Source organism: Aliarcobacter faecis (assembly GCF_013201705.1).
Lineage (GTDB): Bacteria > Campylobacterota > Campylobacteria > Campylobacterales > Arcobacteraceae > Aliarcobacter > Aliarcobacter faecis.
On the sequence record NZ_CP053837.1, the window covers coordinates 909,541 to 923,211 of the forward strand.

Annotated in this window: 12 protein-coding genes; 6 read left to right on the forward strand and 6 right to left on the reverse strand. The window is 26.8% G+C overall.

Annotated features, from left to right (window positions below; genetic code table 11):
- Positions 1-14: 14 nt before the first annotated feature.
- From AFAEC_RS04585 to AFAEC_RS04605, 5 genes are all read right to left on the reverse strand, one after another.
- Positions 15-653 (reverse strand): HAD family hydrolase, encoded by a 639-nt coding sequence (locus tag AFAEC_RS04585; protein WP_034216409.1) that lies wholly within the window; start codon positions 651-653, stop codon positions 15-17.
- Positions 654-824: 171 nt separating this feature from the next.
- Positions 825-1,388, reverse strand: coding sequence for an LOG family protein (locus tag AFAEC_RS04590; RefSeq protein WP_026805800.1), 564 nt, complete (start codon positions 1,386-1,388; stop codon positions 825-827).
- Positions 1,385-3,865, reverse strand: a complete 2,481-nt coding sequence (locus tag AFAEC_RS04595) for an efflux RND transporter permease subunit (RefSeq protein WP_026805799.1) — start codon at positions 3,863-3,865, stop codon at positions 1,385-1,387. The genes AFAEC_RS04590 and AFAEC_RS04595 overlap by 4 nt, the downstream gene beginning before the upstream one ends.
- A gap of 2 nt (positions 3,866-3,867) precedes the next feature.
- Positions 3,868-4,449, reverse strand: coding sequence for a Tgt2/MlaC family protein (locus AFAEC_RS04600; protein ID WP_026805798.1), 582 nt, complete (start codon positions 4,447-4,449; stop codon positions 3,868-3,870).
- 1 nt (position 4,450) lies between these two features.
- The gene (locus tag AFAEC_RS04605) at positions 4,451-5,197 is read right to left on the reverse strand and encodes an MlaA family lipoprotein (RefSeq protein WP_026805797.1); all 747 of its coding nucleotides are present in this window, start codon (positions 5,195-5,197) and stop codon (positions 4,451-4,453) included.
- A 150-nt stretch (positions 5,198-5,347) separates the two neighbouring features.
- On the opposite strand from AFAEC_RS04605, the gene AFAEC_RS04610 reads away from it, so the two are divergent.
- The 5 genes from AFAEC_RS04610 to AFAEC_RS04630 are packed head-to-tail and all read left to right on the forward strand — an operon-like array spanning position 5,348 to position 10,034.
- Positions 5,348-6,058: a YebC/PmpR family DNA-binding transcriptional regulator gene (locus AFAEC_RS04610; protein WP_026805796.1), complete on the forward strand. Its 711-nt coding sequence runs from the start codon at positions 5,348-5,350 to the stop codon at positions 6,056-6,058.
- Positions 6,059-6,077: 19 nt separating this feature from the next.
- A complete protein-coding gene (locus AFAEC_RS04615; protein ID WP_026805795.1) occupies positions 6,078-6,656 on the forward strand; it encodes a hypothetical protein in 579 nt (192 codons plus the stop codon).
- 7 nt (positions 6,657-6,663) lie between these two features.
- Positions 6,664-8,292, forward strand: coding sequence for an OmpA family protein (locus AFAEC_RS04620; RefSeq protein WP_026805794.1), 1,629 nt, complete (start codon positions 6,664-6,666; stop codon positions 8,290-8,292).
- Positions 8,293-8,298: 6 nt separating this feature from the next.
- The gene (locus AFAEC_RS04625; RefSeq protein WP_026805793.1) at positions 8,299-8,814 is read left to right on the forward strand and encodes a Rab family GTPase; all 516 of its coding nucleotides are present in this window, start codon (positions 8,299-8,301) and stop codon (positions 8,812-8,814) included.
- Positions 8,811-10,034: a sensor domain-containing diguanylate cyclase gene (locus AFAEC_RS04630; protein WP_051487542.1), complete on the forward strand. Its 1,224-nt coding sequence runs from the start codon at positions 8,811-8,813 to the stop codon at positions 10,032-10,034. The genes AFAEC_RS04625 and AFAEC_RS04630 overlap by 4 nt, the downstream gene beginning before the upstream one ends.
- Before the next feature lie 5 nt (positions 10,035-10,039).
- On the opposite strand, the gene AFAEC_RS04635 is transcribed toward AFAEC_RS04630, so the two are convergent.
- Entirely contained in the window at positions 10,040-10,798 is a 759-nt protein-coding gene (locus AFAEC_RS04635; RefSeq protein ID WP_026805792.1) for a M48 family metallopeptidase, read from the reverse strand.
- A gap of 290 nt (positions 10,799-11,088) precedes the next feature.
- Between AFAEC_RS04635 and AFAEC_RS04640 the strand changes: the two genes are divergently transcribed.
- Complete coding sequence (locus AFAEC_RS04640) at positions 11,089-13,665, forward strand: bifunctional aconitate hydratase 2/2-methylisocitrate dehydratase (protein ID WP_026805791.1); 2,577 nt, start codon at positions 11,089-11,091, stop codon at positions 13,663-13,665.
- The last annotated feature ends 6 nt before the right edge of the window (positions 13,666-13,671 follow it).

A 13,671-nucleotide genomic window follows, 5' to 3' on the forward strand; every position in this document is an offset into this window, starting at 1 on the left:
TTTTTGGAGATACTTTAAAGTAAGTTTTCTAAATCTTCAAAACTATTTATGAAAAAATCAGCTTTTTTGAAATCTTGAGAAGTAGTAAACTCATTTTTAATAACTATACAATCAATATTTGCACTTTTTGCACTTTGTAACCCTCTTTGAGAATCTTCTACAACTATTGCTTCAAAATCTTTTGCATTAAATTTTTCTAAGCCTTTTAAATAGGGTTCAGGATGTGGTTTTGCTCTTTCATAATCTTCTACACAAAGAATAAAATCCATAAAATCTATAATTTGTCGATTTTTATGAATTAGTTCAAAATCAACTCTTCTTGAAGTTGTTACTATTGCCATTTTATATCTCTTTGATAACTCTTTTAAAATATCTTTTACTTTTGGAATTGTTATATCTTTTGTTTGTAAAAACTCTTGATAAAAGTTATCTCTTATACTTCTATGTTTTTCTATGATATCTTTTTCTATATTATTAATTTGTGCTAATTCAAAAGCACTTCCACCCTTTATCATAATTTTTTGATAAAAATCCATTTCAAGATTTAATCCTAATAGAGCAAGAGCCTTTTTATTTGCCTCAAAATACCATTTTTCAGTCTCTACTAAAACACCATCATTATCAAAAAGAATATATTTTTTTAAATTTTTCATTAATATCCTTAAATATAGAGTAAAAAAAAAGGAAGCTTTTTAAAAGCTTCCTTAAGAATATAGGAGGAGTTTAAGTTAAAAAATTATCAACTTACAAGGTGATTATAAGTGTTTATGATTAATATTATTTAAATAAACTATTAATCAAAAGTAAACAAGATAATTTTTGTCTTATTTCTCCCATTTAGCTTTTGGAGCTTTATAAGTTTTTATTTTTTCTATTATTTCATCTATGTCATCACTAACTATTAGCATATCAACAAATCTTTGTGCAATAAATCCATTTTCAACACAAGAGTATAAAAACTCAATTAATTTATCATAGTAACCATTTATATTAAAAAAAACAGATGGTTTTTGATGATGACCTATTTGAGCAGAAGATATTACATCAAAAATCTCATCAAAAGTTCCATAACCACCAGGAAGTGCTATAAAAGCATCACTTAGCTCCTCCATTTTTGCTTTTCTTTGGTTTATAGTTTCAACCTTATAAATTGATGTAATATCCATATTCTCAAGTTCTTTTGATGCTAAATCATAAGTTATTACACCAATTACTCTATTATTTTGTTTTAAAGATTCATTTGAGATTATTCCCATAAGTCCTTGTTTACTTCCACCATAAACAATATTTATATTATTAAGTGCAAGTTTTTTTGCTAATTTTATAGTTTGTTCTTTATAAATATCTTTATTCCCAAAAGCAGAACCACAATAAATTGCTACATTCATAAAGCTTTCTCCTTTTTAAATGGTTTTAAAATAATTAATAATCTTGGTAAAAGTAGTAAATTTGCTATTAATACGCTTATCATTACAACAGCTGTTAAAAGTCCAAAATATATAGTTGGAACTAAATTTGATAGCATTAAAATTGAAAACCCAATTACTATTATTATAGTTGTATGATACATAGGATGGCCAACTGTATTTAGAGCTTTATTTATAGAAACTGCATAGTTTCCATGGCTTTGTTTAAACTCAAAATCGAATCTGTGCATAAAGTGAATAGTATCATCAACTGCAATTCCAAGAGCAATAGCAGCTATTGTAATTGTCATAATATCAAGTGGAATAGAAAGCCATCCCATAATCCCAAAAACAAGTGAAATTGGAATTAAGTTTGTAATTAAAGCTATAATCACCATTTTAAAATTTCTAAATAGTATTAAAAACATAATAGCTAAAACTAAAATAGAAGCACCAGCAGTTGATATTTGAGAATCAAACAAAGATTGCAACATATTATTATATAAAACCATAAGATTTGTAAGTCTAAAAGTTGTATCTTTATTTGTGATAATCTCTTCTAAATCATGATTTATTTTTTTGATTAGCTCATTTCTTCGTAAATTATCATTTGAATCAATAATTCTCATAGTAATTCTAGCTTCGTTTGCTTCTATATTTACAAAAGGGCTTAAAATAAGTTTTTTATAATCTTCTGGGAGTTGTTTATAAATTAGAGCAAGAGTTATCCCATCTAAATCTTGATTATTATTTAAGGTTTTTCCTATTTTTAAAAGTGTTGCTAAAGATTGAACTTTTCCTATTTCAGGGATATTATTTAAATAGTCATGAATTTTTGTGATAAGTTGCATTTTATCTTGAGAGAACCAATATTGTTTATCATCTTTATTTAGTTTAAATTCATCTTCAAAATCATCAAAATTAGAAGCTTGTTCACTTTTTGTTTGAGGTTCTATATCTTTAAATTTGATAATTACATCAAGAGGAGTTGTCCCTCCTAAATTTTCATCAATTACTTTCATACCTTTATAAATTTCTGTATTAGATTTAAAATAGTTTATAAAAGAGTTTTCTACAAATATTTTAGTGCTTCCAACAACAGAAAAAATTGTAGTTAATATTGCTATAAAAATTATTTTTTTACCATGATTTAAAACTATATTAGGTAGTTTTGGAATAAAAGAAATTAGTTTTTCTTTTTTCTCTATTTCATCTTTTTTACCAATAAATATTAAAAAAATTGGGAAATATATAAAAGTTAAAAATAAAGATACCATTATTCCGACACTCATCATCAGCCCTAAATTAATAACAGGCTCTATTTTTGATAAAACAAGTGAAGAAAATCCAACAACAGTTGTAATAATTGCAAAAAAAGATGGAATTAACTTTGATAAAACAGTATTTATCGTAAGTTTATATTGGCTAGCATTTTTATATTTAAAATATAACTCTTTATATCTTTCAACTAAATGAACTACCATAGACATTGTAATTATTAGTTGAAGTGCTACAAAGTTTGATGATATAACTGTTACTTCCCAGTTAAATAGACCTAAAATTCCAGCAGTACTTAAAATAGAGATAAAACAGATAAAAAGGACTATAAAAACCCATCTAATACTTTTGAAAATATAGTATAAAACAAATATAAAGATGACAATTAAGCTTAAACCATAAATTAATAGATCGTTTTTTACAAAATGAACAGCATCATTTGCAATCATATTAACTCCACCTAAAAATATTTTGGCTTCACCTTCATAGTTTTTTATAATCTCTCTAATCTCTTCTATATTTCTACTATCATTTACTCTTACTTTTTCTCGATATTCCTTAAATTCTAAGTTATTTTTTTCTAACTCTTTTTTCTCTTCTTGGCTTAAATTTTCATTTTTTTCTTTCTCTAAAAGCTTATCTCTTTTATCAATAAACTTGAAATATTCTGTATCATCTTTTAAATGAAGTATTAAAGCAGTTGTTTTAAAATCAGAACTAACAAGAGCATTTTGATATAGTGGAGAGTTTAAAAACTCTTTTTCTACTAAAGACTTATCAAACTCTTTTGTACTTAAGCTATCAACTCCAGCAACTAAATCAGAAATAGGACGAATAGGCGATTGAAGTAGAGGAACTGTAAGAATAGAATCAACTTTAGCGATATTTTCTACCTTTAAGAAATCATTAGAGATACTTTTTATACTTTCTAAAGTTTCATTATCTAAAAGGTTTTTTTTAGGAGAAAAAGTAACTATTAAAAAATTTGAATTTTCATATTTTTTAAAACTTTCTCTAAAAAATTTTAAATCTTCATCATCTTCTAAAAGTAATGTTTCAGCACTTGCATCAATTTGCATATTTTTTGCATTATAAGATAAATAGCCTACAAAAATTGAGGCTATTATTAAAAATAGTACTGGATACTTAAAAATTAAAGTATCATAAAATTTTTTATACATATTTATTGATTTTTAAATTGAGCAAACATTTCATCAAAAGATTTCTCTTTTAAAAGTCCTGCAAATTGTTGTCTATATGTTTGAATAATGCTAACACCAATTAAATCAATATCATATATATACCATTCATCATTTTTTTCATAGAAATTGTAATTAATGCTATAAGTTCCCTCTTTACCTACAAGTTCGGTTTTGAGTTGGAGTCTTGTATTATTGTAAGGTTCTAAAGATATGATTTTAACTTTTTGGTCATTGTAAAGTTCCAATTTATCACTATAAGATTTTTTTAATTTCTCTTCAAAAGTTTTTATAAACTCTTTTTGTTTCTCTTCATTTAAACTTGCCCAAATATCTTTTCCAAGAGCTATTTTTGCCATAAGTTCAAAATCAAAACTATCACTTACAATATTTATAACCTCTTTTTTCTTATCATCTTTTGAGATACTTTTATCTTTTAAAATGATTAAAACACTATCGATTTTGTTTTCCATCTCTTTTTTTATTTCATCTTTTTTTAGTGCAAAACTATTTGTAAAGAGTATGGTTAAAAGTATTGAAATCTTTAGTAAATTATTTTTTAACATATTATTCCTTTATCTCTTTTTCTCTTTTTTGAGTATAAGCATCTCTTAAAAATGGATATAAATCAATAGCATCTGCTTTGATTTTTTCATAGAAATCCGGATGGAAAGAGTACTCATTTGTTTTAAATAAAATATCAATTCCTAGCTCTTGTAGGCTATCTTGAGGTATTTTATAAGGTATTGTATTATGTGCTAATTGACTTGTTGGTGCTAAAGCTAAGTCAGCACTAAGACCTACAACATCTCTTAAATTTGAAGGTCCTAGAATTGGTAAAACTATATGAAATCCTTGACCAACTCCCCAATATCCAAGAGTTTGTCCAAAATCTTCTCTATAAATTTTCATTCCTAAAGTATTTGTTGCTTGATCCATAAAGCCTCCAAGTCCAAAAACAGTATTTACCATAAATCTACCTAGTTCTTTACTAGCATTTTGAAATTTAAATTGTAAAAGATTATTTACAAATCTAATAGGAAACATTAAGTTTGTAAAAAAGTTATTTATTCCTGTTCTTGCAGTTTCTGGCATAATATAGGCGTAACCTTTTGCAACAGGAGAAGCAATATGTGTATAAAATCCGTCATTAAAAGATGTCATAGCTCTATTATAACCACTTAATGGGTCAAAAACTACACTATTCATTGGCTTAAATTCACTCTCTATATCATCTGCAAAATCATCTTGCGAAGCATTGCTATAAAGAGCAAAAGAAGATATAAAAAGTATTATACAAAATAGTTTTTTCATAAAAATCCTTTAAAATAAAACAAACATTATATATAAAATTGGTACAAAGTAACTTTAATAGAAATTTATTATAAAATTGATTTACCAAAAAATTATTAAAATATTGCTATAATAAAAGCTAATTTTACTAAATTATATTGGAGTTGTTTTATGGGTAGAGCTTTTGAATATAGAAAAGCAGCAAAGATGAAAAGATGGGGAAATATGTCAAGAGTATTTCCGAAATTGGCACGAGCTATAGAAGTAGCTGCAAAAACAGGTGTTCCTGATCCAGAAATGAATTCAGCTTTAAGAACTGCAATTTTAAATGCAAAAGCTGAAAATATGCCAAAAGCAAATATAGATGCAGCAATAAAAAGGGCAACAGGAAAAGACGCAGCAAACTTTTCTGAAGTAAATTTTGAAGGTAAAGGACCACATGGTGTTCTAATTTTTGTTGAAACAGCAACAGATAATAATACTAGAACAGTTGCAAATATTAAAATGTATTTTAATAAAACACAGGGGCAAGTTGTACCTACAGGTTCTTTAGAGTTTTTCTTTGATAGAAAGGCTATTTTTGAATTTAATAAACCAAATAATTATGAACTTGAAGATTTAGAGATGGAGTTAATTGATGCTGGACTTGAAGAGCTTGAAGAGGAAGATGGAGTTGTTCTTGCTTATGCAAATTACACAGATTTTGGAAATATGAATAATAAATTTGAAGAGTTAGGAATTGAACTTACAAAAGCTGAATTAAAAAGAATTCCAAATAATCCTCAAGAGTTTAGTGAAGCTCAACAAGAAGATATTGGGAAATTAATAGAAAAGCTTGAAGAAGATGATGATGTTCAAGCAGTTTATACAAATATAGCTTAGATTTTTAAGGAGATTAAATATGCAAGAGAATAAAAAAGTGTCAAATGAAACTAGTGAATTAGGAAATGTTGATCAAATTAGAGAGATTTTATTTGGTTCTCAATCAAGAGAGCTAAATAAAAGATTTGAAAAGCTGGAAGTTGATATTAAAAGGTCTTTTGATGATTTAAAATCAAAAATTGAATTTAGTCAAAAAGAGTTTAATCAAAAACTTGAAAATGAAGTTGAGTTAATATCAAAAAGAATTAAAAATCTAACAACAACTCAGCAAGATGAATTAGCAGATATAAAGGATAGTAACTTAAAACAAGAGAAAAGAATTCAGCACAATATTGATTTATTAAATGAAGAGATAGGTGTAAAAATAGAGCAACTTACTAAAGATCAAAATGATAGTAAAAAATCTTTAAGTGAAGAGTTGAATTTTCTAAAATTAGAAGTTTTTGAGTTTATTGAAGAAAAATTAGCACAAATGAACAATATTAAACTTTCAAGAGATGATGCAGCTGAAATTATTATGGAAGCAGCTTTAAGAATTAAAGGAAATAATATTCAAAGTCAATTAAATTTAATTGAAGAGCCACAGCTACAAGAGTAGTTTAAGAATGAATGAACTAGAAAAATTAAAAGAGCTTTTATTAAAAAATGAGCTTGAAGATTTTGATGAGTTAAAAAAACAATTAAAAAAATTAGACTTTGAGTTTAATAGTAGTGAGCATATAAAAGAAAAAATATCTCCTGTTGTTGCAACAGCAATAAAAGAGAGTATAAAATCCTCAAAAGATGATGTTGTTGATAGCTTATATCCTATTATAGGAAATATGATTACAAAGTATGTATCAAGAACATTTGAAGATATGATTAACTCTATTAATAATCAAATTAGAAATAGATTCTCTTTTAAAGCAATTAGTAGAAAATTAAGAGCAAAAGCACAAGGTATTAGTGAAACAGAGCTTTTAATAAAAGAGAATAGTAAAGCATATATAAAAACAGTTTTTTTAATAGATAAAAATAGTGGAGTTGTTTTAACGACTTTAGAGAATAAAAATAGCACTATTATTGAACCTGAAATGGTTGCTTCGATGCTTACAGCTATTAGAAGTTTTGTAAATGATTGGATTAAACAAAATGAAGAGAATAAAGAGCTAAATACTATTGATTATGGTGGAAGTAAGATTATTATTGAAACGGCAACAACTTGTTATTTAGCCACTATTGTTGATGGAGCTATTACAAAAGATACTTATAGAAAAATAGAAGAGGCTTTAGCTTCAATTGTTTCTAAATATGGAAGTAAAATAAGAGATTTTAATGGAAATTTAGATGATTTACCATTAGAAAATATTAATAAAGTTTTATTACCACTTTTGAGTTATGAAGAGTATATTGAGAAAAATGAAAAAATTCATCCAATAATTTATATTTTTCCAATAGTTATATTAATTATAATCTCTTATTTTATTTATAACTATATTATTGATAGTAATTTAGAAAAAAAGGCAAATGAGCTACTTTTTAAAAATCCTTCTCTAACAATTTATAGGCTTGAAGCAGAGGTTAAAAATCGAGATATTTTTATAAATGGAGTTGTTCCAAACACTATTTATAAAGATATGGTCTTTAATGAGATAAAAAAATTGGATAAAGTAAAAAATATAGAAAACAATATTCAAGTTATAGATTATATAAATAATCCAAAAGATATTTATGACAAAGTTACATATTTACGAATGGCACTAAATCAAAAAGATGGAAATAAAATAGAGTATAGTTATAATTATCCAAATTTAAAAATATTTGGTTCAGTTATTAGTAAGGCTGAGAAAAAATATGTTGAGAGTCAATTCTCTTTTATTGAAGGTTTAGATAGTATTGATTTTGACATAAAGATTATTCCACCTAATATAGATGAAGTTATTCATTTTGATTTAAACTCTTCTGAAATTTCGCCAAATCAAGAGTATAAACTTATAAATATTATAAATTTACTTCATAAATTAGATGATGATTTAGTTCTAGAAATTTATGGTTTTAGAGATTTTAGTGGAACTTTAGAGAGAAATGAAGCTTTAGTAAATGAAAGAGCAAAAACTATTATGAAATATTTAAAATTAAAAGGAAATATTTCTCAAAAATTGGTTAGTATAGGTTTAAATGAAGTTCCAAAAGATATAGATGAAAAAGAGTATCCAGAGCAAGGTAGAAAAGTAGTATTCAAGTGGAAAAAGTAGGGAATAATGTTTAGCTATAAAATAGTATTAGTTGGAGATTTTGGTACAGGGAAAACAAGTCTTGTAAGAAGATTTGTTGATAATAGTTTTAGTGAAGAGTATAAAAGTAGTATAGGTGTATCTATTTCAAAAAAATTATTAAAGCAAGAGTTAAATGATGAAATTTATGATTCTACTATGATGATTTGGGATATAGAAGGAAAAACAGAGTTTAAATCAATTTTTTCTTATCATTTAGTAGGTGCTAAAGCTTTTATAATAGTTGCAGATTTAAGTAGAATGGATAGTATAAATTCTATAGAAGAGCATATAAGACTTTGTGAAAAAACTGTTGTAAATGCTCCAATAATTATTGCATTAAATAAGTGTGATTTAGAACATATAGATATAAATTTAGAAAATATAAAAAATCTATCTCCTAATATAATTAATGTTTTAAAAACTTCAGCAAAAGAGGATAAATTAGTAAATGATATTTTTGAGATATTAAATTTAAAAATTATTGAAGGGACAATAAAATGAAACAAGATATTTTACTTCCAATAGTTTCTAGAAAATATAATCTCTCTTATATTATTTTTGATGAAGATTTTAAAATTTTAGATTTTTCTTTAAATATGAGAGAGTTTGTTGAAGATGATTTAAAAATAGAGTTAAATACAGATATAAGAGATATTTTTTGGGAGTTTGTAGGGTTAGAAAATGATTTGAAGAATTTGGTAGATTTAAAAAAGAGATATATTCATATTCCATTAATATCAAGGAATTCTCTTTTTTATGATATAAATATAGAGCTTTGTGAAATATCTAATAATAAAGTTTTTATTGCAATGTTCTCAAAACAGTTAAGTAACTCTTTAAATTATTTAAAAACAATACAAAAAATAAATCAAAATAATTTGGAAAAATATTATAAAGAGGAGTCTAAACAGAAGTATTATAATCTTATTAATGAGAAATTAATTAGTTTTAATATTAACCATTTAGGAAATATTACAAAAGTAAATAATGCTTGTTCTTTCTTTTTAGGAGTAGATAAACAAGCTTTAATCGGAAAGCATTTCTCTAATTATTTTTTTTCAAGAGAAAATAAAGTAAATATAAGTGCAAATAGCCATATTTTTAGAGCAATAAATTTTGCAAATAAAGAGATATTTTTTCATGCTGATATTATTCCAATTTCATCTAAAACTAAATCCGAAAAGATTGTAATTTGTCAAGATATTACATATTTAAAAAAAATAGAGACAGAACTCGAATATGCTGTAAATCATGATAGTTTAACAGGGTTACCTAATAGACTATTTTTAAAGAAAAAACTTGAATCTTGTATAGAAAGATATAATAAAGACAAAGAGATTTTTGCTATTTGTTTTATTGATTTAAATAAATTTAAAGAAGTTAATGATACTTATGGACATCATGTTGGTGATATGCTTTTGAAACATTTAGCTGATGTGCTACAAGGAGTTGTTAGAGAAAATGATGTAGTTGCAAGACTAGGAGGAGATGAGTTTATAATTCTTCTTAAAAATCTTGATTCTATAGAGTATTTAGATAGAACTATAAATAGAATAAAAGAGGTTTCAAAAAATAGTCCAATGCACTATAATGAGAAATTAACTATTGAAATATCTTTTAGTTTTGGAATTAGTGTTTATCCTTATGATGGAAATGATATTGATACTTTAATTGATATCGCAGATAAAAATATGTATGAGAGTAAAAAAAGAGCTTTTTAAGCTCTTTATTTAGTATTTATTTTATTTATAACCTTTTGTATGTCACTAGCTCTTGTATTTGAGTTTGGATGTGTTGAAAAAAAATCTGTTCCATCACTTTTTCCTTCACTCATATTTTGCCAAAATTTTATTGCTTCATTTATATTGAATCCAGCTTTATACATTAAATGAATTCCAATTTCATCTGCTTCACTCTCTTGCATTCTTCCATAAGGAAGCATAATTCCAAGATTTGATCCTAAACCATAGGCTTGATTAAAAGCATTTTGATATTGTGGAGCAGCTGTTCCAATTACAATATTTCCTACCATACCAACACCTTGTTGAATCATACTTTGACTCATTCTTTCAGCTCCATGTCTTGCAAGGGCATGAGCAATTTCATGTGAAATTACAGTTGCAAGTTGATCATCATTTTTAGCATATTTTAAAATTCCTGTATATACTACAACTTTTCCACCAGGTAAACAAAAGGCATTTGCTTGATTATCTTCAATTAAATTAAACTCCCATTTAAAATCAGGCTTATTAGCAACTTGTGCTATTTTTTGTCCAATATTTTTTACCCTTTTTGCATCTGTTGTATTAGTTATAACTTTTGCTTCACTTAAAGCTTCTTTGTAAGATTTTTCACCAAGAGCCATCTCTTCACTAGATGAAACAAATATCATTTGAGACCTATTTGTATAAGGAGTTTTACTAGAACAACCTATAAAAATAAATGTACTTAATAGTAATAAAATAGTTTGTTTTGAACGAATCATTTCTAGCCTTTTTAGTAATAATTTATATTATATTATTGTAGTTTTAATAAGTAAGTACTTAATTTATTAGAAAAAATAGATGAACTATAATATAAATATTTGTACAATAATTGTACAAGATGTAAATATAATTTTTTGTTTAAAACCCAATTAAAAATCATTATTAGTTGCGATATGTAACTTTTATTTACAAAAAATAAAGTTGTACAAATCTTTACAGAAACTGTACAAGATAATTAAACTCTTTGTGATATAATTTTTCCAAATTCTTAAATTTAATAGGAGAAAAAATGAGTTTATTACAAGATTATAAAGCACATGAAGCACAAAGAGCAAGTGAAGGTGGATTACCAGGTCTTGCACTAACAGCTGCTCAAACTGCTGATTTAGTAGAGCTTTTAAAAGCTAGTAAAGTAGAAGATGCAGAGTTTGCATTAAATTTATTTAAAAATAAAATTAATCCAGGTGTTGATGATGCTGCTTATGTTAAAGCTGCTTTTTTAAATGATATTGTTCAAGGTAAAGTTGCATGTTCTGTAATTTCAAAAGTTGAAGCTATTGAAATTCTTGGAACAATGATGGGTGGATATAATGTACCACCACTTGTTGAAGCTTTAAAAATTGCTGAAGTTGCTGATGCTGCTGCTAAAGAGTTAAAAAATACAATTCTAGTATATAACTCATTTAATGATGTAAAAGCTTTAATGGATGCTGGAAATGCAAAAGCTAAAGAAGTTATTGAGTCTTGGGCAAATGCTGAGTGGTTTACAAATAAACCAGCACTTGAAGAAGAGATTACTTTAACTGTTTATAAAATCCCAGGTGAGACAAATACAGATGATTTATCTCCTGCAACTGTTGCATTTACAAGAGCAGATATTCCATTACACGCAACTGCTATGTTACAATCAAGAATGGAAAAACCTTTAGAAAAAATGGCTGAATTAAAACAAAAAGGTTATCCTTTAGCTTATGTTGGTGATGTTGTTGGAACTGGTTCATCAAGAAAATCAGGTATCAACTCTGTTCAATGGCATATGGGAAGAGATATTGCTGGTGTTCCAAATAAAAGAACAGGAGGAGTTGTAATTGGTTCTATTATTGCACCTATCTTCTTTAACACTGCAGAAGATTCAGGATGTTTACCAATTGAAGCAAATGTTGATAGTATTGATACTGGAGATGTTATTATTTTAAAACCTTATGCTGGTGAAATTTTAAAAGATGGAAAAGTTGTATCTACATTTAAATTAAGCCCAAATACTTTAACAGATGAGATGAGAGCAGGTGGAAGAATTCCACTAATTATTGGAAAAGGTTTAACTGCTAAAGCTAGAGAAGCTTTAAAATTAAGTGCTAGTGATAAATTTATAGCTCCTGAGCAACCAGCAAACAATGGAAAAGGTTATACTCAAGCACAAAAAATGGTTGGAAAAGCTTGTGGTGTTGAAGGTGTAAAACCAGGTATGTATGTTGAGCCAATCGCTACAACTGTAGGAAGCCAAGATACAACAGGACCAATGACAAGAGATGAGATTAAAGAACTTGCTGCATTATCTTTTGGTGCTGATATGGTTATGCAATCATTCTGTCACACAGCTGCTTATCCAAAACCAGCAGATATTAAATTAAGACACACTTTACCAGATTTTATTAACTCAAGAGGTGGAGTTACTCTTAAGCCAGGTGATGGTGTTATTCACTCATGGTTAAATAGATTATGTTTACCTGATACTGTAGGAACAGGTGGAGATTCACATACAAGATTCCCAATTGGTATTTCGTTCCCAGCTGGATCAGGACTTATTGCATTTGCTGGAGTTACAGGAATGATGCCTTTAACTATGCCAGAGTCTGTTTTAGTTAAATTCTCTGGAAAAATGCAACCAGGAATTACTTTAAGAGATTTAGTAAATGCTATTCCATATTATGCAATTAAACAAGGATTATTAACAGTTCCTAAGAAAAATAAGAAAAATATTTTTGCTGGAACAATTATTGAAATTCAAGGGTTACCAGACTTAAAAGTAGAGCAAGCATTTGAATTATCTGATGCATCAGCTGAAAGAAGTGCTGCAGCTTGTTCAGTTCAATTAAATAAAGAGCCAATTATTGAATACCTATCTTCAAATATCGCTTTAATTGAAAAAATGATTGAAGAGGGTTATGAAGATGCAAAAACTCTTCAAAGAAGAGCTGATAAAATGAAAGAGTGGATTAAAAATCCAAAACTTTTAGAGCCAGATGCAGATGCTGAGTATTTAGCAACAATTGAGATTAATTTAGATGATATTAAAGAGCCAATCTTAGCTTGTCCAAATGATCCAGATGATGTTGCTACTTTAAGTGAAATTTTAGCAGATGATAATAGACCAAAAAATATTGATGAAGTATTTGTTGGATCTTGTATGACAAATATTGGATTATTCAGAGCTTTAGGAGAAGTATTAAAAGGTGAGGGTGTTGCTAAAGCAAAACTATGGGTTGCACCTCCAACAAAAATGGATGAAGCTCAATTAACTGAAGAGGGATACTATGCAGCATTTGCAGCAGCTGGTGCTAGAATAGAGATTCCAGGTTGTTCATTATGTATGGGTAACCAAGCACAAGTTAGTGAAGGTTCAACAGTATTTAGTACATCTACAAGAAACTTTGATAATAGACTTGGTAAAAACTCTAAAGTTTATTTAGGTTCTGCTGAAGTTGCTGCAGTTGCTGCACTTTTAGGAAAACTACCAACAGTTGAAGAGTATTTAACAATTGTTGCTAAAAAAATAAATGATAGTAATAAAGATGGAGTTTATAAATACTTAAACTTCCACCAAGTAAGTTCTGATCACTTAAGTACTCTTTTAACTTCAAGATAATATCTA

Excerpts from the sequence above, each read along its gene's own strand:
- AFAEC_RS04600 (WP_026805798.1), bottom strand. The coding sequence starts at position 4,449 with ATGTTAAAAAATAATTTACTAAAGATTTCAATACTTTTAACCATACTC.
- AFAEC_RS04620 (WP_026805794.1), top strand. The coding sequence starts at position 6,664 with ATGAATGAACTAGAAAAATTAAAAGAGCTTTTATTAAAAAATGAGCTT.
- AFAEC_RS04610 (WP_026805796.1), top strand. The coding sequence starts at position 5,348 with ATGGGTAGAGCTTTTGAATATAGAAAAGCAGCAAAGATGAAAAGATGG.
- AFAEC_RS04615 (WP_026805795.1), top strand. The coding sequence starts at position 6,078 with ATGCAAGAGAATAAAAAAGTGTCAAATGAAACTAGTGAATTAGGAAAT.
- AFAEC_RS04595 (WP_026805799.1), bottom strand. The coding sequence starts at position 3,865 with ATGTATAAAAAATTTTATGATACTTTAATTTTTAAGTATCCAGTACTA.
- AFAEC_RS04605 (WP_026805797.1), bottom strand. The coding sequence starts at position 5,197 with ATGAAAAAACTATTTTGTATAATACTTTTTATATCTTCTTTTGCTCTT.
- AFAEC_RS04635 (WP_026805792.1), bottom strand. The coding sequence starts at position 10,798 with ATGATTCGTTCAAAACAAACTATTTTATTACTATTAAGTACATTTATT.
- AFAEC_RS04630 (WP_051487542.1), top strand. The coding sequence starts at position 8,811 with ATGAAACAAGATATTTTACTTCCAATAGTTTCTAGAAAATATAATCTC.
- AFAEC_RS04585 (WP_034216409.1), bottom strand. The coding sequence starts at position 653 with ATGAAAAATTTAAAAAAATATATTCTTTTTGATAATGATGGTGTTTTA.
- AFAEC_RS04625 (WP_026805793.1), top strand. The coding sequence starts at position 8,299 with ATGTTTAGCTATAAAATAGTATTAGTTGGAGATTTTGGTACAGGGAAA.
- AFAEC_RS04590 (WP_026805800.1), bottom strand. The coding sequence starts at position 1,388 with ATGAATGTAGCAATTTATTGTGGTTCTGCTTTTGGGAATAAAGATATT.
- AFAEC_RS04640 (WP_026805791.1), top strand. The coding sequence starts at position 11,089 with ATGAGTTTATTACAAGATTATAAAGCACATGAAGCACAAAGAGCAAGT.